A 23676-nucleotide genomic window follows, 5' to 3' on the forward strand; every position below is an offset into this window, starting at 1 on the left:
ATTAAAAAACATCCTGTAATCAGTCTAGTGGGAATCATGGTTTTTGTCAATAAAAAACCCAACGTGGTGCGCATCGCTGAGAGGCGTGTTGGGTTCTGTTGTTATCCATATATGGTCCTGTGTAGTATCAATATATCCTACACAATCCCCTGTCCAAGCATGGCCTCAACCACCTTCTCAAATCCGGCGATGTTGGCGCCTGCCACATAATTGCCTGCAACCCCGTATCTTTCAGCTGCATCAGCTGCCTTTGCAAAGATATTGACCATGATGGTATGAAGCTTCTCATCCACTTCCTCAAAGGACCAGGACATCCTGAGGGCGTTCTGGCTCTGCTCCAGGCCGGAGGTGGCCACGCCGCCTGCATTGGCTGCCTTGCCTGGCATGAACAGGATTTTCTTCTCCACGAACAGTTCGGTTGCTTCCAGGGTGGATGGCATGTTGGCGCCTTCTGCCACTGCAAAACATCCGTTGGCCAGAAGTGTCCTGGCATCCTCCAGGTTCAGCTCGTTCTGGGTTGCACACGGAAGGGCGATATCACATGGAATGGTCCAGATACCCTTGCCCTCTGTATAGACAGCGGTGGGAACAGCATCCACATAATCCTTGATGCGTCCTCTGCGCACTTCCTTGATTTCCTTGACAACATCCAGCTGAATGCCGTCCTTATCATAGATATAACCGTTGGAATCGCTTAAAGCAACTACCTTGGCGCCTAACTGCTGTGCCTTCTCGGTTGCATAGATTGCCACGTTGCCGGAACCGGATACCAGCACGGTCCTGCCTGCCAGCTCCTTGCCGTTGTGCTTTAACATCTCATCCAGGATATATACCAGGCCGTAACCTGTTGCCTGTGTCCTGGCCAGGGAGCCGCCAAAGGTCAGGCCCTTACCGGTAAGCACGCCTTCGTATAATCCCGTAATCCTCTTATACTGTCCGAACAGGTATCCCACTTCTCTTCCGCCTACGCCGATATCGCCTGCAGGGATGTCCGTATCCTTGCCGATATGACGGTACAGCTCTGTCATGAAGCTCTGGCAGAACGCCATTACCTCGCGGTCAGATTTACCCTTGGGGTCAAAATTGGAACCGCCCTTGCCGCCGCCCATGGGAAGGCCGGTTAAGGAGTTCTTAAGGGTCTGCTCAAATCCCAGAAACTTAAGGATGCTCTGGTTTACAGATGGATGGAAACGTAATCCGCCCTTGTAGGAACCAATGGCGCTGTTGAACTGTACCCTGTAGCCCTTGTTCACCTGTACCTTGCCGTTATCGTCCACCCAAGGTACCCTGAAGGAAATAATCCTCTCCGGTTCAACAAAACGCTCCAGGATACCGGCCTTGCGGTACTTCTCCTCGTTGGCGTCAATAACCAGCCTCAGGGAATCCAGAACTTCCTTGACTGCCTGATGGAACTCGGGCTCGCCCGGGTTCTGCGATACTACTCTCTCGTAAATCTCATCAACATATGACATTAATTCGCCCTCCTAGGTTTATGTATGAAGTGTTGGGGATGCCTTTTTTACCAGACAAACACTTTAACAAAAAGTATAACAAGTTAATTTGTTAAAGTCAATGTTTTTCTGTTCCGGCCAGCTCCGCAAGCTGCTCCAGCACTCCCTTTCCGCCGTTCAGGGTAATGTTCCCCACCTTATCGCAGATGCGCTCCAGATATTCCATCTCCTTGAGTTTGAACAATGTCCTGTTCTCATCCATGAGTTTCGCCGTGTTTAAAAGGCTTCTGGTGGAAGCCACCTCCTCCCTTCTCATGATTACATTTGCCTGGGCCTTTTTTTCTGCAACCAGTACCGTGTTCATGATTTCCCGTATTTCCCCGGGAAGGATGATATCCTTGATGCCTGCGCCGGTAATCTCCACACAGTACTCCTCCTGATACTCCTTCAGACGCTCCAGCACATAGGCCCCGATTTCCTCCTTCTGTGCCAGAAGCTCATCTAAACGGTATCTTCCCACATACTCCCTCAGCTTTAGCTGCACGCAGGTATAGATCTGGGACGCCGCGCCCTCCACCTGACGGACCAGCTTTTCCGGGTTCACAATCCTGTAATTGCAGATGACATTCAGGCGGACCGCCACCTTATCCGCAGTAAGGATTTCCTGGCCGGAGATATCCAGCTGCTGGATCTTCATATTGAATATCTTACAGGTCACCTCTTTCCCATAATTCCAGAAATAATAAGTTCCTGTCTCCAGACGTTTTTCATACCGGTTATCATAATAAAGCAGCCCTATCTCCCCGTCCTTGACAATGATTTTCTTATAGTACCTGGCAGGCATCAGATCCATATAGAACCTGGGCAGGCTCTCCTCCATGCACGGCCTGGTGATGTCTATGTTCCGGAATTCATTTTCCTCAAATACATTCCAGAATAAGGACTCAGGCTTTGTCAGGACCTCCCTGTACGCCTTATTCACAAACCGCAGGGCAATGCACTCATCCGGCAGCACATTCTTCACCACCCGGTCCGCAAACCCCTTATCCCCCATCAGTATTTCCTCGGGAATACCGCAGGTCCTGACCTCGCCGGTCATGGGAACTATATCCACCTCATACCCCAGGGCTTTTACAAAGGAATATCTGCCCGCGGTCAGAAGCTTTATGAACTTTCCATTCTTTGTAAGGTAACCGCATTCCTGGTCCTTAATTATATAGTGTCTGACAATACCCATCTTGTTTTATCCTCCCTTCAGACGCTGATTATCATGCAAAAATGTCATTTAACATGACAGTTTATCCTAATTAGTAAAAGAAAAGGCCGTGCCTGGTCCCATATCCATGTCGTGCGGGTCTGTCCTTAAGCAGGAAGCCGGCTAAGGGCAGGCAGGGCAGGATGGAACTAATCTCCCTGCCTGGTCCTTAAGGGGCTGCCTCCGGTATCCGGACAGACACTGGCCGGACATGGACTGCCTTTCCCGGTGCCTGCATGTGCATCCACATGCAGCCCACGGGTGGGGCAAAGCCCAGGCCTTCCTTTTCCCTTTGGGTGAGAAACACATTTTTTGTGTTTTCCTAATGATTGCTATACCACTTAGCTATGCAGCGGAACAGTTCTGCCCCGGTGCAGCAGGATTCGAACCCGCGTCACATCATTCCATCATGAACAAAAGCAGATTGACGGCATACCCTGCGCCAGGGGCGCGGGCACCGGCGGGCGCCGGGGCAGGTTCGCTGCCCAACGGAATGCCCTGCCTGATATCAGCCTGCCTACCCTTTAACAACTCCAATGGTCTTAAGCCGTTTGACCGGAACCACCAAATCCTGCTGGCAGTCCATGACCTCTTCTATGTCCTTATAGGCAAAACGGCTCTCTTCCGCTACGTCCGCCTTACCTTTCTTTCCCAGGATGACGCCCTGTTTCTGCAGATCCAGTATTACCTCCTCACAGGAAAATGCCGCCATGGCGCCTTTTCTGGAGTAGCGGCGTCCGGCTCCATGGGAGGAAGAGCAGAAGCTCTCAGGATTCCCTTTTCCCATGACCACATAGCTGTAGGAACCCATGGCTCCCGGAATCACTGCCAATTCCCCGTTCCCTGCCCGGACAGCCCCTTTCCTGTGCACCCATACATCCTTATCATAATGGTGTTCAAGGGCTGCATAGTTGTGATGGCAGTTGATATCCCCGGAAAACTCCAGATTAAAATCCGTATACTTACCAATGTATTTCTCCAGCACCGCCTTTACGGCCAGCATCATCTTTTCCCGGTTCTCCCTTGCAAAATCCATGGACAGCTGCATCCAGTTCAGGTACTGCTTTCCCTCATGGCTGTCCGTGGGCAGGAATGCCAGGCGGTATTCATCCGGCACATCGCTGTACCATCTCCGGTTCAGCTCCCTTGCCTTGTTGTGGAAATAATCGCACACCGACTTGCCTATATGGCGGCTTCCCGAATGAATCATCACACAGAGGTATCCCTCCTCATCCTCCTGAAGCTCTATGAAGTGGTTTCCGCCGCCTAACGTCCCAATCTGGTAAAATCCTGCTTCCAACTGTCCAAGCAGCTCCCCGTCCTCCTCATAGCGTTCCAGCTCATTGTATGCATTCTCCATGGTATAGCAGGGCATCTCCGTCTTATGGTGGGCAAATCCCACCGGAACATTTCTCATGATATCCCCTATCATGGCCTGTATTAGGGATCCGTTGCCGGTCATGATTTCCTTTATATCAGCCACCCTTATGTTGGTCTGCATATAGGCCATACCGCAGCCGATATCCACGCCCACCGCATTGGGTATCACCACTCCCTCGGCGGCAATGACGCCTCCTATGGGCATTCCCATACCCGCATGGGTGTCCGGCATCAGGCTGACCCATTTATGAAGGAACGGAAGCCTTGACAGATGATATGCCTGTTCCATGCAGCTCTTTTCCAGCGAACCGCGTTCCTTTAACCATACCCTTACCGGAAACCTCATATTTTCTTTCTCATACATCACAAACATATATCTCACTTCCTTTCAGTTCCTATTTGTAATCCTCATATATTTGCGTATGTATTTTGCTTACACCCATATGATATCCGGTCCAGGCCCGGAAATCATTTAAAAAAAGTTGCGAACTTCCAGTTTTACCATTTATAATCATATTTATAAAATGGTTCAGGCCCGCGGCGCATGGGCGGAAGTTCCGGCAGAAATCCCGGCAGAAATTCCAGCGCATCCCGGGCAGAAGGGGCACTATGGCTGAATTTCAGGAATTAATCAAGAATTTTGACAGGATACGTGATTATATGCGGCAGTTCTACATCTATGGTTTTAAGGTCAGGAACGATTTCCAGGATAAAAGTCCCAGGACATATGATAATGAACGGCGCAGGATTGAAAGCTGGCTGGCAGATTATACCCAGTCAGACTACACGCCAAAAGGCAAGCATGTGTATATCAATGTGGACAGCAAGACCATTTCCCAGAATCCCCTTTACGCTGCCTGGAAGTCCAAAAGCTTTACAGACAATGACCTGATGCTGCATTTTTTCATCCTGGACCTGCTTCACGCTGTCCCTGATGGCATGACGGCTGCCTCGCTTTGTGATGAGATTTCCAGGTCCTACGGGGTGGTGTTTGACAGCCAGACCGTCCGCCTTAAGTTAAAGGAGTATGAAAACCTGGGCATCCTGCGCTCCGGGAAATCAGGCAGGAACCTGGTCTACGCCCTGTCCCCCCGGCTTCCCGTGGATGACGCGGCGTGGTCCCATCTTATGGACGCCATGGAATTCTTCCAGGAGGCAGCGCCCTTTGGTTTTATCGGAAGCACCATCCTGGACCGGGAAGACCGCTGCAACAGCCTGTTCCAGTTCAAGCACCACTTCATCGTCCATACCCTGGAAGACGGTGTCCTGGCCCATATCCTGACCGCCATCCACGACCGGCGCATGATTACATATGAAAATAAAAGCAGCCGCAGCAACGCAGTAAGCACCCACACCTGCGTTCCCCTCAAAATCCTTGTCAGCACCCAGACGGGCCGCAGGTACCTGTGCCTCTACCATCCTGAGCTGCGCAGGTTCAGCAATGCCCGCCTGGACTCCATACAGAAGGTGGTCTCCGGTGAACCATATGAAGCATACAGCAAGGTACTGAGTGACCTGGAGCAGAATCAGGGAAAATGCTGGGGCGTATCCTTTGGAAACGGGCGGAACCGCCTGCAGGAGGTCTGCATCAAACTCCGCATTGACGAAGAAAAAGAACCTTATATCCTGAACCGCCTCTACCGCGAGGGCCGGGGCGGCCAGGTCATGAAAATACGGGAAAACGAATACCTGTACAGCGGTATGTTTTTTGATACCAATGAAATGCTGTCCTGGATCAAGACATTTACAGGAAGGATCCTGGACATACAGGGAACGGACCAGTTCTCCATTGCAAAGATAACCCATGACTGGGAAAAGATGTATCAGATGTATTGCGGTGCAGATGTCCAGCCGTAAAGATGCCCTAACAGGCTCCAATCCATCAGAAGGAAGGTGAAAGACTTGGAATTATTTGATAAAATATACGGCTGCTATTACCATATCATCCGCCGCATGCTGAACCAGGCCGCGGATCATCCCCTTACCAGACAGGATATGGAGGACATATGCAGGACCCTGGGATTTCAGGAAAGCGCCCTTGCCATCCTTCCCAAGATAAAGGACGGCACATGGCCCTTATTCCAGGAAAATGGCCTCCGCACCTACACGTCCCGGCTTCACACCCCGCCCTGTCCCCTGCCCCTGACCAGCCTACAGAAAGCCTGGCTGCGTTCCCTTCTGTCAGACCCCAGGATCCATCTGTTTTTAGACGAAACGGAACAAGCCGGCCTGGAACAGCTCCTTGCGGACACCCAGCCCCTATATAATGAAAGGGACTTCTATTATTTTGACAGATATAAGGACGGGGACCCTTACGACTCACCGGAATACAGGGAACATTTTCACATAATCCTGACCGCACTAAGGGAACACCGGATCCTGCTAACTGCCTATGAGGGCAAAAAAGGGCGCACCCACACCTTCGAGGTACTCCCTTACCAGCTTCAGTATTCTTCCAAGGATGACAAGTTCCGCCTATGCTGTCTCCGGCACAGCCGCGGCCGTTTCTGCCGCAACACACTGTTAAACCTGAGCCGCATCAAACATTGCCGCCTGTCACCCGAACCGCCTGTCACTGTCACTGACGGCGTACATACACTTGAATCATTCCGTTTTAAGCCTGTGCAGAAAGCCCCGGAACCAGTCCTTCTTAAAATCAGAGGCGAGCGCAACTCCCTGGAGCGGTGCATGCTCCACTTTGCCAACTATGAAAAGCACACGGAATATGACGAGGACTGCAAATGCTGGCTCTGCTCCATTTACTATGACCTGGCAGATGAAACAGAACTTCTTATCGACATCCTTTCCTTCGGCCCGGTGGTACAGGTACTGGGGCCAAAATCCTTTGTGCGGCAGGTGCGGGACAGGGTGGTGAGACAGCATGAATTGCTTTATGGGGTGGTGGGGATTGAAGGTTGCGGGGGGTGAGGTGCATCCGTTGGTGAGTGGAAGGGGGATGGGGGATTCGGATACGGCTTTGGGCTTAGCTGCTCTAAGCCCGCGGGAAGCGGCGCTGGACAAGAGGCTGGCTGCCAAAACTCGCGCCCAGTCTCTTCCAACTGTTTTGATATCGGGCTCAAACATTGGCGCCAGCCTCTTAGCACCGCTTCCCGCAGGCTAAGACCAGCACAGCCCTACAGAAGCATCCGAATCCCCCATCCCCCTTCCACTCACCCGCTACGTATCCCATCTGTTCCGCATCTCTTGAATCCGGGTGGGTAGGATTGGCCGCCGGCTTGGGTGTTCTTGGATTTCTTACTGGTGTCCATGATTTTTTTTCATTGTTTTTAGGTCATATTTAATGTTTATTTATCATCTCTTGCCTTTTAAATCCTTATTTTTTCACTCTTAGCCTTTGGGTTCTTATCTATTAGTTCTTATCTTTTAGTTCTTACCCTTTAGTTCCTTATCTTTTAAACCTTTATTTTTAGTTCCTGTTTTTTAGTCCCTATTTTAGTTTTTATCTTTACTGTGAAATATTAATTATCAAGTTACCAAAATAGCTTAAACAGTCCGCCAAGATTTACTTTACTATCTTTTGACTTCTATTTTCAGTTTTAATCCTTTATTTTACATAATGATTTATACTTTTACTGCATATTTACCAATAGTCTTATTATGCTATTTATCCAAATATGAATACACAACAGGACAAACAGAATTGGGGGATATATTTTCCTAAGTTTACTAAGATATGGTTTTTAGAATAGGCCAGAGTAAGTAAATACAGCTTTAGATATTTTATTTTTCCACAGGGTTGTTTAGCTCATCTAGCGGTTGGGATATACAGTCCGGGGAGCGGGGCAGGGCGGGCGGCGGCGGATAGGACGTATAGTTCCGGAGGATGTAGCTTCTTAGGGGGTGGCAGGCAGAAAGGCGGGGGTGAGTTCTGGCATCAAAGCCAGAACTCAAGGTGGTTTGAGCTGAGAAAGCTCTTCAGAGTTTCTCAGCGAATAGCACCGATTCCCCGTCTTTCTGCCTGTCAGCCCCTTAGAAGCCACATCCTCCGGAACTCAGCGTCCTATCCGCCGCTGCCCGTCCTGCCCCGCTCCCCGGGCGTACCCTTCACAAAAAAACTCAAAGCTAAACATCCCTCAACTTCTTAATCAACATCTCCACCGCCTCAACCCCAGACCCGCATTCCAAATCCTCCCCCAGGATATACCGGATGGCTTCCCTCCACTCATCCAGGGAATAAGAAGCTATATTAATCCTGCGGAGTGCATACAGCACATCCTCTATGTAAAAACTATTATGGAGGTCCGATAAATACTGACAGCCCGCTAATTCCTGCAGTCTGATTAACAGACCCCCCTGGTTTTTCTCCGGCTTCATTCATAACTCCTATTCCGCATTTCAGCATCTATATTTTCATTTTCTCTTGTGCAACCTATACATTGCAATTATATACGACATTTATCGTAAAATCAAGGAAGTGCAACCTATTTCTTGCATATTATGGAGGGTGCCATGGAACAAAAAATAAAGCAGGATTTCAGAATCGGACCAAACATCCGTAAATACCGCCTGCAGTCCCACATGACCCAGGAGCAGGTAACAGCCAAAATGCAGCTCATGGGCATTAACATTTCACGCAGCATATACTCACAGATAGAGGGCGGTACTTATAATATCCGGGTTTCCGAGCTGGCCGCCATGAAGGAAATATTTAACATAAATTATGAATCTTTTTTCGAAGGAATCTCCGTGAATACGCAGGAATTATAAAGACTTAAATAAATACATGAACAGGCCGCCTGTCATATGACAGACGGCCTGTTCCAAACACAAAGGATAAAGGTATTTACCCATAATGGGTACGAATTATTTACCGTAGTAAGCTTTTAAATACATTTCTTTAATCTCGCTCATAAGAGGATATCTTGGGTTGGCGCCGGTACACTGGTCATCAAATGCCTGCTCAACCATTTCATCCAGCCTGTCTAAGAAATCTTTCTCATCAATGCCGTAATCCTTAATACAGGACTTGATTCCAACGGCTCTCTTAAGTTCCTCTGTCTTCTCAATCAGCTTCTTAACTGCCTCAGCATCGTCCTTGGCCTGGATTCCGCAGAACCTTGCACACTCTGCATACCTTGCCTGTGTATGCGGATACTGGTACTGTGAGAAGGTACCCATCTTGCGTGGATTCTCAGCGGCATTGAAATCAATGACCAGGGAGATTAACAGTGCATTTGCAACACCGTGTGGCAGGTGGTGGAAAGCGCCCAGCTTATGCGCCATGGAGTGGCATACTCCCAGGAACGCATTGGCGAATGCCATACCGGCCATGCAGGAAGCATCAGCCATCTTCTGACGTGCCTCTACGTTAGTCGGCTCATTGTAAGCAGTTGGCAGGTAGTCAAACACATTCTTCATGGCCTTAAGTGCAAGGCCGTCCGTGTAATCGGTAGCCATGACAGAAGCATATGCCTCAAGTGCATGGGTCAGGACGTCAACGCCGGATGCGCTTGTCAGTCCTCTTGGCTGGCTCATCATATTATCAGTGTCCACAATTGCCATGTTTGGCAGGAGGGCATAGTCAGCCAGCGGATATTTGATGCCGGTCTCCTGGTCTGTGATGACTGCGAAAGGCGTAACCTCGGAACCAGTACCTGAGGAAGTTGGAACTGCAATGAAATATGCCTTCTCACCCATTTTCGGGAATGTATATACACGTTTCCGGATATCGATGAAACGCATTGCCATATCCATGAAGTCCACTTCCGGATGCTCATAAAGGACCCACATAATCTTGGCCGCATCCATTGCGGAACCGCCGCCCATTGCAATGATTACGTCCGGCTCAAAGTCCCTCATAAGCTTTGCGCCAGCCTGTGCATTGGCAAGGGTCGGGTCTGGCTGTACATCGGAGAACACGGTATAGGTAAGTCCCATCTCGTTGAGACGGTCTGTGATAACATGGGTATATCCATTCTTATACAGGAAGGAGTCGGTTACGATGAATGCCCTCTTCTTGCCCATTACATCCTTTAATTCATTTAATGCCACAGGCAGACAGCCCTTCTTAAAGTATACCTTCTCAGGTGCACGGAACCACAGCATGTTCTCTCTCCTTTCAGCAACGGTCTTGATATTCAGTAAATGCTTCACCCCAACGTTCTCAGACACGGAGTTTCCGCCCCAGGAACCGCAGCCCAGTGTTAAGGATGGGGCCAGCTTGAAGTTGTACAGGTCACCGATGCCGCCGTGGGAGGAAGGTGTATTGATTACAATACGGCAGGTCTTCATCCTTAAAGCATGCTTCATGATTTTTTCTTCTTCATTTACATTCACATACAGGGAAGCAGTGTGTCCGTATCCGCCGTCAGCCACCAGGCGCTCTGCCTTATCCAGCGCCTCGTCAAATGTCTTGGCCTTGTACATGGCCAGTACGGGAGACAGCTTCTCATGTGCGAACTCTTCGCTGATATCCACGGACTCAACCTCGCCAATCAGGATCTTGGTATCTTCCGGAACTTCCACGCCTGCAAGCCTGGCAATGGCAGCTGCCTTCTGTCCGACAATCTTGGCATTCAGCGCGCCGTTAACCAGGATGGTCTTGCGGACCTTCTCAATCTCGCCTGGCTTTAAGAAATAACAGCCTCTATATTCAAATTCTTTTCTGACTTCATTGTAAATGGATTCCAGGACAGTCACGGACTGCTCGGAAGCACAGATCATACCATTGTCAAATGTCTTGGAATGGATGATGGAGTTTACTGCCATCTTGATTTCAGCGGTCTCATCAATGATGACCGGTGTGTTGCCGGCGCCAACGCCCAGTGCTGGCTTTCCTGAGGAATAAGCAGCCTTAACCATTCCAGGTCCGCCTGTTGCCAGGATTAAATCCGCATCCCTCATGACCTCGTTGGTCAGTTCCAGTGAAGGCACGTCAATCCAGCCAATGATTCCTTCCGGTGCTCCGGCCTTTACCGCTGCGTCCAGGACAATCTTAGCAGCCGCAATAGTGCATCCCTTTGCACGCGGATGTGGGGAAATGATGATTGCGTTGCGTGTTTTCAGGGCAATCAGTGTCTTGAAGATAGCGGTTGAAGTCGGGTTGGTGGTGGGGATGACAGCTGCAATCAGGCCAATCGGCTCTGCAATCTTCTTGATACCGTACTCCTTATCTTCCTCAATCACGCCAACTGTCTTGGTATCCTTATATGCATTGTAAATATACTCGGCCGCATAGTTGTTTTTGATGACCTTGTCTTCCACAATACCCATGCCGGTCTCTTCCACTGCCATCTTTGCAAGAGGAAGACGCATCTTATCAGCCGCGCTGGCAGCTGCAAAGAATATTTTGTCTACCTGCTCCTGTGTGTAAGTAGCAAAAATTTTCTGTGCTTCGCGCATTGCATTCATTTTTGCATTCAGTCCGTCCACGCTGTCGATGATTTCCGGAACAACCTGCTCGATTTTCTTTGCCATTTCCTTTTCCTCCATTTTTCCTTCATTTTTCCTTGTGTTTGTGATGCATTGGGGCTGCATCAGCCTGTTTGGGTTGGGGTATTATTCTTATTGATAATTAATTAACAATCTCACTGTTTGCATTATAACCCTTCGTTAAAAATATGTCAATATGTATTTTAAAATATTTTTGTTTTTTCATATTTGGACAGGCTTGATTGTTAAAAACAAATCAGGAAAAGGCTGAAAAGGAAACGGCCCCGGAACTTCCCGTTCCAAAACCGTTTCCTTCTATATGATTATACCCTGTTTTATTTTACAGGATAAAATCCTGTTGGGGACTCGCTGAGATTGATCATGATGTTCTTCATCTGGGTATAATGCTCCAGCATTACCTTATGGGTTTCACGTCCAATGCCGGATGCCTTATAGCCGCCAAATGGCGCTCCCTCCGGAATGGCATTGTAGGTGTTCACCCACATGCGTCCTGTTTCAACGGCCCGTGACACCCGCAGGGCCCTGTTGATATCCCTGGTCCATACGGCTCCTCCCAGGCCGTATTCGCTGTCATTGGCCATGTCAATCACCTCATCCTCTGTCCTGAACTTAAGGATGCAGGCAACCGGCCCGAAGATTTCTTCCTGGGCAACCCTCATGTGGTTTGTGACATTTCCAAGGAGGGTGGGCTTAAGGAAGCAGCCGTTTTCCAGTCCCTCTGACTTTAGCTGTTCACCTCCGCAGAGAAGTTCTGCGCCCTCCGCCTTTCCGATTTCTATGTACTGAAGGATTTTTTCCATCTGGCCCTTGTTAATCTGGCTGCCCATCTGGGTGTCTGCCTCCCAGGGAAGCCCCACCTTGACCTGGTTAAACCGCTTCACTGCCTCTTTCACGAACCTGTCATAAATGCTTTCCTGGACAAATACCCTGGAACCCGCGCAGCACACCTGGCCCTGGTTAAAGAGGATGCCCATCTGCAGGCCGTCCATGGCCATTTCCCAATCACAGTCCTCAAAGAAGATATTAGCCGACTTTCCCCCCAATTCCAGGGTGGACGGTATCAGTTTCTGTGCAGCTGCCAGCGCAACATTCCTGCCCACTTCCGTGGACCCGGTAAAGGCCAGCTTCCTGAAGCCCTTATGCTCCAGCATATATTGGCCGGACCTGGAGCCGGAACCGGTCAGCACGTTAAACACGCCCGCCGGAAGCACATCCTGAATCAGCCCTGCAAGTTCCAGCACGCTTAATGGGGTGGCGCTGGAGGACTTAAATACAGTGCAGCAGCCGCTTGCCAGCACCGGCGCCAGTTTCCAGGCAGCCATGAGGAATGGGAAGTTCCAGGGCACGATCTGCCCAACCACGCCGATGGGCTCCCTGAGGATCAGGCTTAACGTACTTTCCCCAAGCATGTTGGCGCTTCCCTCATCCGCCATGATGCAGCCCGCAAAGTAACGGAAATGCTGGGCGGACATAGGTATATCCACGGTCATGGTCTCCCTGATTGGCTTGCCGTTGTCCAGGGATTCCACCATTGCCAGGTGTTCCCGGTTGGCGTCAATGATATCCGCAATCTTGTTTAAAATAGCGGCTCTTTCATTGACTGTCACGTGTTTCCAGGACTCAAAAGCTTTCCAGGCTGCCTTTACAGCCTCATCCACATCCTCCTTTGTCGCCTCCGCACACTCAGCCAGCACGCTGCTGTCCGCGGGGCAGTATGTCTTAAAGGTCCTGCCGTCAGAAGAATCCTTCCACCGGCCTCCGATAAACAACTGGTATCTGGCCTTAAGTTCTACATTATGCATTGTAAATTCTCCTCTCCACACTTGGTACAGCATACGGACAGGCTTTTAGGGTACAAAAAAAACATGTATCTTAAAGCCAGCCCATGACTGCCCTAAAACACCATGTTTCCAGAAAAACCCTCCACTTTGGAAGATTAATACGGTTGTGTTACCCCTCTGGCCACTATGATATATCATAAGACAGGCAATAGTCAACAAAAATCTTTTATTTAACAAACCAATTTTGTTAATATTGCATTAACACCATGCTTCTTTACTCCCCAACATAAGCCTGACGGTAAATCTCAATTACCTGTTCCCTGGTTGCAGTCCTTGGGTTTGTCAGCTGGCATACATCCTTCTTGGCATTGTCAGCCATGATTCCAAAGTCCTCCTCCCTTACTCCCAGCTGCTTTAAATCCGTAGGGATTTCCAGCTGCCTGCTCAGCTTCTTAATGGCCTCAATTGCCTTTTCAGCTGCGCATGTTACGGAAATGCCTTCTACCTGGACACCCATTGCCTGAGCCACATCCCTGAACCGGTTCATATTGCCAATCAGGTTGTAGCTCTCAACATATGGCAGCAGGATTGCATTGCATACGCCGTGGGGCAGGTTATAAAAGCCGCCCAGCTGATGCGCCATGGCATGGACATAACCAAGGGATGCATTGTTAAATGCAATTCCCGCCAGGTACTGGGCATAAGCCATCTTATCCCTGGCTTTCATGTAATTTCCATTGGCAACTGCCTTGGGAAGGTAGTGGGCAATCATCTTAATGGCCATGATGGCCGCAGCGTCTGTCAGCGGATTGGCATCCGTGGACACATAAGCTTCAATGGCATGGGTCAGCGCATCCATGCCCGTGGATGCTGTCAGTGACGGCGGCATATCCTTCATAAGCTCAGGATCGTTGATGGCAATCTGAGGTGTGACACGCCAGTCAACAATGGCCATTTTTACCTTGCGGGAAGTATCTGTGATGATGCAGAACCTGGTTATCTCTGACGCGGTCCCTGCGGTGGTATTGATGGCCATAAGCGGAATCATTGGTTTTGAAGACTTATCAACCCCCTCAAAATCAGCAATCTGCCCGCCATTGGCAGCAACCAGTCCGATACCTTTTGCACAGTCATGGGAAGAACCGCCGCCCAGGGAAATGATGGAATTGCATTCATTTTCCTGATAAAACCTTGCCCCGGCCTCCACGTTCTTATCCGTTGGGTTGGGTTCTGCTCCTGCAAAAATACAGGCCTCAATACCTGCCTTTTTAAGAATCCCCTGTACCCTGTCAGCCATTCCTATCTGCCCCAGATACCGGTCCGTTACAATCAGGCACTTCTTTGCGCCTAAACTCTTTACAAGATCCCCAGCTTCCTGAACCGCACCTTCACCAAATACATTGCGTGTAGGCAAAAAATAATATGTAGACATACTGCTACCCCCTTATATTTTTGCATCCCGCCCCAGCTGTCCGGGCCAGGGCAGGTGCCTAAAACTGATTATATCCAGGCTTTTTAATCTGTCAATTAAAATATTATTTTAACATTTATTTGATAATATTTTGATTAATATCGATTTTTTATTAACATTATACTTATAGTCCTGCTTGTTAAGTTTTCTTAATAATTTTTCTGTAATTATAAAATGCAGAACAAAATGACTACATTAGATGGATAAAAATCTTCTGTTTTCGATTTGGGTAAATATGGAAAATAATGAGGGGGTGTGAAGGGAATTAAAACATAATATTCTGTATAAATAGGCAAATATAAAAAACTTACACAATGGCCAATAAAATTAGCACGGATGTTTGATATGCTTTTAACAATTTTTCTGATAAATTTTTCCAGTTTGTGCTCATAAAACGATTAAAAGGCCATAGGATTTTGCATATTATTTAACAATAATACAAAATTCTACAGCTTCATTTTTGAAAAAGCATGTTATTATTTTAAGATATCAGCATCAGATAAACAATAAATCCATAAAAACCAGATACATGTGAATCAATTAACAACTATTTCTGCTTCCAGATACCGGCCAGTACCCGTGCTTTTAGCTTTTATGTAAATCTCCATCGCAATCCATATGCCGTAATCCATGTGCCTTCATAGGATGTATCCGGTTTTTCCAGACAGCTGTCACTGAAGACATAGTTCCACCCTGGCAGGGCTGTATCCGAATATAACCTATCCTCAAACAGGCTGCCTCTTATCAAGACAGATTCTCCTCGCAGAAGCGCGCCCAGGGTATCCGTATCCTCCCACAGCCAAGGGAACCCTCTGTATTCAAAGAAGAGGATGCTAGGGTCTGTTTGAAAATTGCTTTCCGTCAGCTGTGCGTCCCACTTTGTGGGAGATTTGGTCCCGATGAGGGAGGCGTAGCGGGCTACGTTGACCGAATTGGGACCAAATATGCCGCGAAGTGGGGCGCGCAGATGGCGGGAATGAATTTTCAAACAGACCCTAGGTCCCAGCACATGCCTGTATTCCTCAAACTGCCGGTCTACCTTCCCTGTCTGCTTATAAATCCATCCTTCCGGCCCCTGGGGGGTAACAAGGTTGACAAGAACCGGAAGTTTCTGATCCGATTTGTCCAGATAGTCGAATAACTTCATATATCCCCCATTTCCAAAGGGGACCGATACCAGATATTTTTAAAACCCAATCATGGCCCCGCCGTCCACCACAAGGCTTGTCCCCGTGACAAACCTGGATGCGTCTGAGGCAAGGTATAAGGCAGCCCATCCAATATCCTCGGGCTGTCCGAACTTCTTCATGGGGGTCCTCCCGATAATCCGTTGCGCCCTCCCGGGGTCGTCTGCATTGGAATACCTCAACATCGGCGTATCGGTCCATCCCGGGACAATCGCATTAAACCGGATGCCTGTGCCTGACAGTTCTGATGCAAAGGAACGCATCATGCCCAGCGTACCGGACTTGGCCATGGAGTATCCCAGCACGCCGGTTACACCGATGAACCCTGTCTCTGAGGAAAGGAATATAACGCTGCCGCCCTTCATGTGGGGTACGGATGCCTTTGTCAGAAGGTAACCCGCCTTTAAGTGCACGTCAAAAAGGCGGTCAAGGTCTTCTGCCTCAAAGGAAAGCGCAGGCTTTTTTATCTGTATGCCTGCATTGTTGATAAGGACATCCATCCCGCCAAACCTGTGTACAATGGAATCCACCAGCACGGGAATCCCCTCAAAATCAGTAATGTCACAGCGGATATAATGGGCGCGCTCCCCAATTTCCCGGCACGCATGTTCCAGTTCCTCTTCCCTTCTCCCAACCAGGACCACGGTGGCATTGGCACCGGCCAGGCACTGGGCCATGGAAAAACCAAGACCGGTTGCCCCGCCTGTGATGACGGCAACCTTTCCCTCCAGGTTAAATATGTCGATATATGATTTCATGGCGCCTCCTATAAAAAAAATTGAATCACTGGATGAAACACCCCGTCATTACAGATCATGAACGGATTCTCAAATTACATTTTGACATAATTATACAAAAGACCGCCTGCCAATGCAAGCGGCCTTATGCCGTTATACGCGCATATCACTGTCTCCCTGTATCAATCACTATATGCGCCTGTCTCCTCATGCCAATTACTGATCTGTATCTTATAAGGGCAGCCTGGTGTTTCGTACACATCCTAACCCGCCATCTCCCTGACAGCCTCTGCCACAGCTTCCTTCGTCAGCCCGTGATAAGCCAGGACTTCCTGATAATTATGGCCGCTGCAGCCAAATGTATCTTTAATCCCCACCATCTTCATGGGCAGGGGGTCTTCACATAAAGCCTCGGCCACAGCGCTTCCCAGCCCTCCTGCCACATTATGCTCCTCGGCCGTAACCACGGCCCTGCAGCCCTCGGCCATTTTCCTCATTACCTCTTTATTCATTGGCTTGATTGTAGATACATTGATTACCCTTACGGAGATACTGCCTTCCAGTTCTTTGGCTGCCTCCAGGGCCACTCCTGTCATATATCCCGCTGCAAACAGGGCAACGTCGGTTCCATGCTTCAGTATCCTCGGCACACCGATTTCAAACCGCGCCCCCTCTTTTGTCACATTGGGATAGTCATTGCGGTTCAGGCGGAGATAACATGGTCCCTTCATTTGTGCAATTGCCTTTACTGCTTCCCTTGTTTCATTTGCATCCGCAGGACAGATGACCGTCATGTTCGGCACGGCACGGAAGATAGCCATATCCTCCACGCACTGGTGCGTGGCGCCGTCCCCAAAATCAGACAGGCCTGACGATGAACCGCATATCTTCACATTCAGTTTTCCAATTGCAATGGTCTGGCGTATCTGGTCATAGGCACGGCCGCCTGCAAATACGGCAAATGAATTTGTGAACGGGATTTTACCGGTCTGGGCCAGTCCTGCCGCAACGCTTGTCATGTTGGCTTCAGCAATCCCCATTTCAAAGTGCCGCTCCGGAAACTCTGCTTCAAACAGTTTTCCCATGGTAGAGCCGCCCAGGTCCGCATCCAATACCACAATCCGTTGATCCTGTCTTCCCAGCTCCACCAATGTATTGCCATAAACCATTCTCTGATTCGTATCGCTCATCTGTGCGCCTCCTGCCTTTGCACTCCTGACCAGTCCTGCTCCGCGGCATGGTCCTGCACCGCTAACTCCTCCAGGGCCTGTCTATAGGTTTCTTCCGTCAGCATGCCGTTGTGGTAGCCCACCACATTCTCTGCAAAGCTGACCCCTTTTCCCTTAACCGTATTGGCAACAATCACCGTGGGCATGCCTTTTACATAATCGGCCTGATTAAGGGCGTCAAGAATCTGTCTCATATCATGTCCGTCTATTTCTATCACATGCCAGCCAAAGCTCAAAAATTTTGCAATGATATCCCCGGTATCAAAACGTTCTTTGGTCCTTCCATTGGCCTGGAGACCGTTCCTATCCACAATAGCCACCAGATTGTCTGCCCTAAACGCGCTGGCTGCCATTGCCGCCTCCCATATCTGCCCTTCCGCAATCTCTCCGTCGCCCACCAGCACATACGTCTTGCTTTCAATCTTATCCAGCCTCTGACCCAGGGCCATACCCAGTCCAATGGAAAGCCCCTGCCCCAGCGAACCCGTACCCGCCTCGATTCCCGGGGTCTTCTGTACATCCGGATGTCCTTGCAGATATGAGCCGATTTCCTTTGTGTGCTTCAAATCCTCCACCGGGAAATAACCGCATTCCGCCAGCGCCGCATATTGAAGGATTCCCACATGCCCCTTGCTTAATAAGAACCTGTCCCTTTCCCTCCATCCGGGGTTTTCCGGCTTGTGCTTCATCTTGTAAAAATAGAGGGCCGCCACGATATCTGCAGATGAATTGGATCCTCCTATATGTCCGGCCACCCCAACGCCCATGCTGATGACCACATCCCTTCTCAGCCTTTGGGCCTGGCATTTTAAGCTTTCTATTAATTTATCATCATATTCCATTTTCCTATCCTCCCCTCTCAATTGACAGCAACCACTTTTATTAAATCCCCGGGCGTCTTTGCCAGTTTCTCAAAATAGGCGGGCGCCTCTTTCAGGCTGATGGTCTTACTAATTAAAGGTTCTGCATGGATTTCTCCCCGGTTGACCATTCCTGCCACAACTTCAAACTCATCATAACCATAAAGGAACGACCCCTGCACGGAAAGCTCCCTTGTGACGATTTCCTGCATGTTAACCTCTATCATCGGTCTGTTATTGCCTATCCATACAGCCCGGCCCCCAAACCGCAATGCAGTCATGGCCTGCTGTACCGAAGGCCCCGCACCCACGGCCTCAATGGCAGCATCCACCCCCTTGCCTCCTGTCTCTTCCAGGATTCTGGCTTTAAAATCCTGGCTCTTCGGATCTATGACAGCATCTGCGCCCATCTCCCCGGCAACCCTTAAACGGTGGCAGCTTAAATCTGAGATAAGGATCTTGCCTGCCTTCTTCATTTTTACACATGCCAGGGCCAGCAGCCCAATGGTTCCCGCACCCACAATCAACACGGTTTTTCCTTCCAGTTCCCCTGCATGTTCCACACTCCTGTACGCGACCGCCAACGGCTCAAACAGGGAACCCATTGAAAAGGAAACCTTATCAGATAAGGAAAAACAGCATTTTGCCGGTACACAGATATACTCTGCAAACGCCCCATCCACATCCAGCACACCAAAAGCCCTTTTATTCAGACACAGATGGACCTGGCCCTTTTTGCACATTTCACAGTTCCCGCAAAAATCCACCGGATAGACAGATACCCTGTCCCCAGGCTTCCACCCTTCCACATCTTGCCCCAGTCCTGCAATTTCCCCTGCAAATTCATGCCCCATTATCATGGGCGCTGTCCTTCTTCCTGTGATTCCCATATAGCCGTGGACATCACTGCCACATATCCCACAGGCCCTTACCCTGATTTTCACTTCTCCCCGCCGCGGCGTCACATCCGGTACATCCCGGTATGTAAGGGTATCCGGCCCTTCATAAACAATTCCCTTCACCTTATTTTCCCCCTGTCCGCCTTATCCTTATCTGTTCCCTCATTCTCCCTGTGCTCCATATCGGGAATATGGTTCATCCACACGTTCATCTTCCCAGCCCCCCGGTTGGCCCAGGCATAATACGGGACAGCCTTCAGCTTGACCGGTTCAAAGTAACGCCTGGACACAGGCTGGTATAATCTTCCCTTCCACTGTTCCCGGTTCCTTCTTATGCCCTGTACCTGAATGGTACAGATTCCTCCCAGGAGGTTTTCTTCAAAGCCCGCCTCCAACCGGCTGTTGCCGGTCAGGATGCAGTCGAATAAATCCCCATCATTGTCCTCTTCCTCCACACAGTAAACCAGCGGGCCATATTGTATGGCTGCTTTCCCGCAATCCATCCTGACTCCCGGGTGGGCCTCCATTAATACAGGTTTCATGGGCAGGCTTAAATCCAGGTGTCCGTTGGCGTTCCATTTCTTCCTCACATAGAGATATCCCCTGTCTTCCCAGATTTCTGCATCCCCTGCCTCAAGTACCGGCTGCCCGCTCCATTCCGGTATCCGAAGGGCCAGTGTCCACTCCTCATCCAGGTCAGTCACTACCGTAATCTTTATATCCCCCTGCCATGGATAGGCTGTCTCCTGACGGATGACTACGTTTTTATCCCTGACCCTGATATCAGCCGTTCCCTCCTGATAGAGATGCACGTACACGGCCTGTCCCCCATTATCCAGTTTTCCCTGGGTATATTGATAACCGCCAAGGGATTCCAGCAGCCTTGCCAGATTCATGGGACAGCAGGACACTGCAAACCAGCGCTGGCGCTGCGGGAACATGCGCGGGTTGCGGATGATCCTGTCCTGGAACATTTCCGGATGGGAAGCCAGATGATTGGCATAAAAGAAACGGTCCCCGCCAAGGGATACCCCGCTGAGCACCCCGTTATAAAGCGCCCTTTCCATCACATCGCCATATCTCCGGTCCGGTGACACCTGAAGCATCCTGAATCCCCACATGACCATGGCAACAGAAGCGCATGTCTCATGGTAGGACTCCTCGTTGGGAAGATGGTAATCAAAGTTGAACCTCTCACACCCATCCTGGGAGCCGATACCTCCGGTAATATACATCCTCTTTGACGTAACATTGTCCCAAAGACGGACACATGCCTGCCAAAGACTTTTATCCCCTGTCTCTGCCGCCACATCCGCCATGCTTCCTCCCATATAAGCCAGCCGGACCGCATGGCCTTCCGCCGTCACCTGTTCCCTGACAGGCAGATGTGCCTGGAACAGGGCATATGGTCCCTGGGACAAAAAGCTTTTTCCTAAAATTCCCTTGGGGCCCCCGTCCTCCGGGTCCCTTCCCTGTTTTCTTGCCTCTTCTTCAAAGAAATATGGCTGCTTTCCCCTCTCGTTCAGGAAATAGGCTGCCAGTTCCAGATAATTCTGTTTACCCGTCAGACGGTACAGCTTCACCAGGGCCAGCTCTATCTCCTGATGGCCCGGATACCCGTGGATCTGATAATCTGCCGGGCCGAACACACGGTCAATGTGGTCGGCATACCGTTCCACGATTTCCAGTAATTTTGCCTTCCCCGTGGCTTCATAGTATGCAACCGCTGCCTCTATCAGATGTCCGGCGCAGTACAGTTCATGCATGCGGTGTACATTGGTCCAGCGTTTTCCGGGTTCAACCACTGTATAGTAGGTATTCACATACCCGTCCGGCATCTGCAGCTTCCCGAAATCATCTATGATTCCATCAATCACTGCCTCTGTTTCCGGATTTCTTTGATACCAGAGGGCATAAGATGCCCCCTCAATCCATTTTGCCAGATCGGAATCCCAGTAATGATGGGGCCTGGGTATTGTTTCCCCATCCGCCAGATTCTCCTCCAGGACACCGTCTATGGTAAACACTCCCTTTCCGGGTCCGCTGTTCTCCCGGGGCTTATAAATACATTTTACGGAATCCACCCTGCCGGAGCTTTTGCACTGCTCATACTCAGCCGGAAGGGTTACCTGTTCATTTATTTCCTGTCTCTTCTTCCAGAACCCGCCTGTAAACCTTACATTTTTCCAGCTTACAGGAAGGGACTTCTGCCATCTCTCATCCATAATTCCATCCTTTCAGACACCTTTTCAACATCAGCCTTTGACTGCGCCGGCCGTAATACCCGTAATAAGATACTTCTGAAGACATATGAATATCAGAAGCACGGGTATGGTCAGGATTACCGCAAATGCCATCAGGCTGTTCCATTCAATCCCATATTCACCGATAGCCTTATACATATTAACCGTCAGGGGATATAGGCGGTCGGTCTTGATAAAGGTCAGGGCCCCCATCAGGTCCCCCCATCCCCAGAGAAAGGTAAATGCAGCTGAAACCACAATACCCGGATAAGTAATGGGGACCATTACCCGCCAGAACACCTGGAAACGGCCGCACCCGTCAATAATGGCAGCGTCCTCCAGTTCCTTGGGAATATCCAGAAAATATGGCCGGAGTGTAATGATACAGAAAGGAATGCTGTGCAGGCAGGTAAAAATAACAGGCGCTGCCAGGGTATCTAAAATAGCAATTTTTTTAAATGTCATGAATAGCGGGGAGAGGAACAGCACCGTGGGCAGCATCTGTGTTATCAGGATTGCCAACAGCACCGCCCGGTTGATACTCAGCTTAAAGCGTGCCAGCCCGTACGCGGACAAGGTGGCCAGCAAGGTAGAGATGATTGTGGTGGCTGCCGCTATGACAAAACTGTTCCTGAAACTGATCCAGATAGGCACGCTTCCTCTGATAAATAACTGTGATATGTATCCTTCCAGTTCAATCTTTTCAGGAAAAAAGGTTGGGACTTCGGCAAAGATCTCCTTTGATGATTTAAGGGAGGTAATTACCATCCAGTAGATGGGAAACAAAAATAACAGCAGCACAGCAGCAGCAATCAGGTTAAACAATATCTGTTCCCTTTTTTTCCGTTTATCCATCTCACATCACCTCTTCTTTCTCCATTAACTTAAGATTAAATATGGCAACCACCAGCAAAAGGATCAGCATGATATTAGCTACCGCAGCCCCCTGTCCGAATTCAAAATTGGAAAACGTCAGTTTGTAAGAGGCTGTTGCCAGTATCTGCGTGGAATCCAGGGGCCCTCCGTTTGTCATTATATAAATCAGGTCGAATGCCTTAAATGTATAGATGAACCCAAGTGTCACCACGCTGAGGATGGTGGGCTTAAGCAGCGGAAGTGTAATGTGGCAGAACCGCTGGATGCGGTTGGCCCCATCAATGGCAGCCGCTTCAAACAGTTCCTCGGGCAGCGTAGTCAGCCCGGTTGCCAGCAACAGCATGTTAAAGGGAACGCCTCTCCAGATATTCGTAATGATAAGAGCTGTCATGGCCCCCCGTTCCGTGGTCAGCCAGGAAACCGGCGCCTTCACAATATGCAGCTGGGTCAGGAAATAATTTAAGATACCGGAACCATCCCCTGCAAATATCCATTTCCATACAGAGGCAAATACAATGACGGGAACCAGCCAGCACACCATCAAAAGCCCCCTGGATATCTTGCTGAGCCTGAATGCCTTGGAAAACAGAAGGGCAAGGGCAAATCCTATGACGAACTGGAACATGATGGACATTACCGTAAAATAAACCGTGTTCCATATAGATTTCCTGACCATGGGCATGGCCAGTACTTCCCTGTAGTTTTCCAGTCCGATAAAGGGCTGCTCCCCACGGAAGGTTTCCAGCGTCACTTCATGAAAGCTCATACTCAGGTTGTATATCAACGGATATATTACAATCAGCGCCAGAAACACTGCAGCAGGAAGTATAAAACAATATCCGGCCATGATTTCCCTTTTTGTATACCTGTTGTGCATTGGATTTTTATTCTTTC

Annotated in this window: 18 protein-coding genes; 3 read left to right on the top strand and 15 right to left on the bottom strand. The window is 49.5% G+C overall.

Annotation, left to right across the window (positions count from 1 at the left end):
* Positions 1-137: 137 nt before the first annotated feature.
* From gdhA to DWX59_RS13145, 3 genes are all read right to left on the bottom strand, one after another.
* Positions 138-1472 carry an NADP-specific glutamate dehydrogenase gene (gdhA, locus tag DWX59_RS13135; RefSeq protein ID WP_117559675.1) on the bottom strand — a complete coding sequence of 445 codons (1335 nt, stop codon included), beginning with the start codon at positions 1470-1472 and terminating at the stop codon, positions 138-140.
* Between the two features lie 97 nt (positions 1473-1569).
* Positions 1570-2688, bottom strand: coding sequence for a slipin family protein (locus DWX59_RS13140; RefSeq protein ID WP_117559676.1), 1119 nt, complete (start codon positions 2686-2688; stop codon positions 1570-1572).
* Between the two features lie 535 nt (positions 2689-3223).
* Positions 3224-4459 carry an RtcB family protein gene (locus DWX59_RS13145; RefSeq protein WP_117559677.1) on the bottom strand — a complete coding sequence of 412 codons (1236 nt, stop codon included), beginning with the start codon at positions 4457-4459 and terminating at the stop codon, positions 3224-3226.
* Positions 4460-4695: 236 nt separating this feature from the next.
* Between DWX59_RS13145 and DWX59_RS13150 the strand changes: the two genes are divergently transcribed.
* The gene (locus DWX59_RS13150; RefSeq protein ID WP_117559678.1) at positions 4696-5943 is read left to right on the top strand and encodes a WYL domain-containing protein; all 1248 of its coding nucleotides are present in this window, start codon (positions 4696-4698) and stop codon (positions 5941-5943) included.
* 45 nt (positions 5944-5988) lie between these two features.
* Complete coding sequence (locus DWX59_RS13155) at positions 5989-7014, top strand: WYL domain-containing protein (protein ID WP_117559679.1); 1026 nt, start codon at positions 5989-5991, stop codon at positions 7012-7014.
* Between the two features lie 1155 nt (positions 7015-8169).
* Here DWX59_RS13155 and DWX59_RS13165 read toward each other — a convergent pair.
* On the bottom strand, positions 8170-8421 hold the full coding sequence (locus DWX59_RS13165) for a hypothetical protein (protein ID WP_117559681.1): 252 nt from the start codon (positions 8419-8421) through the stop codon (positions 8170-8172).
* Positions 8422-8556: 135 nt separating this feature from the next.
* On the opposite strand from DWX59_RS13165, the gene DWX59_RS13170 reads away from it, so the two are divergent.
* The gene (locus DWX59_RS13170) at positions 8557-8814 is read left to right on the top strand and encodes a helix-turn-helix domain-containing protein (RefSeq protein WP_117559682.1); all 258 of its coding nucleotides are present in this window, start codon (positions 8557-8559) and stop codon (positions 8812-8814) included.
* Between the two features lie 96 nt (positions 8815-8910).
* Here the strand turns inward: DWX59_RS13170 and adhE are convergent, their stop codons facing one another.
* The 11 genes from adhE to DWX59_RS13225 all read right to left on the bottom strand — a co-directional run bounded on the left by adhE (position 8911) and on the right by DWX59_RS13225 (position 23548).
* Positions 8911-11523 carry a bifunctional acetaldehyde-CoA/alcohol dehydrogenase gene (gene adhE, locus DWX59_RS13175; protein WP_117559744.1) on the bottom strand — a complete coding sequence of 871 codons (2613 nt, stop codon included), beginning with the start codon at positions 11521-11523 and terminating at the stop codon, positions 8911-8913.
* 290 nt (positions 11524-11813) lie between these two features.
* Positions 11814-13301, bottom strand: coding sequence for an aldehyde dehydrogenase family protein (locus tag DWX59_RS13180; RefSeq protein ID WP_117559683.1), 1488 nt, complete (start codon positions 13299-13301; stop codon positions 11814-11816).
* A gap of 253 nt (positions 13302-13554) precedes the next feature.
* Positions 13555-14712 carry an iron-containing alcohol dehydrogenase gene (locus DWX59_RS13185; RefSeq protein WP_117559684.1) on the bottom strand — a complete coding sequence of 386 codons (1158 nt, stop codon included), beginning with the start codon at positions 14710-14712 and terminating at the stop codon, positions 13555-13557.
* A gap of 631 nt (positions 14713-15343) precedes the next feature.
* Complete coding sequence (locus DWX59_RS30350; protein WP_117559685.1) at positions 15344-15898, bottom strand: DUF6783 domain-containing protein; 555 nt, start codon at positions 15896-15898, stop codon at positions 15344-15346.
* Between the two features lie 39 nt (positions 15899-15937).
* Complete coding sequence (locus DWX59_RS13195; RefSeq protein WP_117559686.1) at positions 15938-16696, bottom strand: SDR family NAD(P)-dependent oxidoreductase; 759 nt, start codon at positions 16694-16696, stop codon at positions 15938-15940.
* 242 nt (positions 16697-16938) lie between these two features.
* A complete protein-coding gene (locus DWX59_RS13200) occupies positions 16939-17865 on the bottom strand; it encodes a transketolase family protein (protein ID WP_117559687.1) in 927 nt (308 codons plus the stop codon).
* A complete protein-coding gene (locus DWX59_RS13205; protein WP_117559688.1) occupies positions 17862-18746 on the bottom strand; it encodes a transketolase in 885 nt (294 codons plus the stop codon). Before DWX59_RS13205 ends, DWX59_RS13200 begins: the two co-directional genes overlap by 4 nt.
* A gap of 17 nt (positions 18747-18763) precedes the next feature.
* A complete protein-coding gene (locus tag DWX59_RS13210; RefSeq protein WP_117559689.1) occupies positions 18764-19786 on the bottom strand; it encodes a zinc-dependent alcohol dehydrogenase in 1023 nt (340 codons plus the stop codon).
* A complete protein-coding gene (locus DWX59_RS13215; protein ID WP_117559690.1) occupies positions 19783-21888 on the bottom strand; it encodes a glycoside hydrolase family 127 protein in 2106 nt (701 codons plus the stop codon). Before DWX59_RS13215 ends, DWX59_RS13210 begins: the two co-directional genes overlap by 4 nt.
* 30 nt (positions 21889-21918) lie before the next feature.
* Positions 21919-22761, bottom strand: coding sequence for a carbohydrate ABC transporter permease (locus DWX59_RS13220; RefSeq protein ID WP_117559691.1), 843 nt, complete (start codon positions 22759-22761; stop codon positions 21919-21921).
* A 1-nt stretch (position 22762) separates the two neighbouring features.
* Positions 22763-23548: a carbohydrate ABC transporter permease gene (locus tag DWX59_RS13225; protein ID WP_235845046.1), complete on the bottom strand. Its 786-nt coding sequence runs from the start codon at positions 23546-23548 to the stop codon at positions 22763-22765.
* Positions 23549-23676 lie beyond the last annotated feature (128 nt).

It is taken from the genome of Enterocloster aldenensis, from assembly GCF_003434055.1.
Taxonomy (GTDB): Bacteria; Bacillota; Clostridia; order Lachnospirales; family Lachnospiraceae; genus Enterocloster; species Enterocloster aldenensis.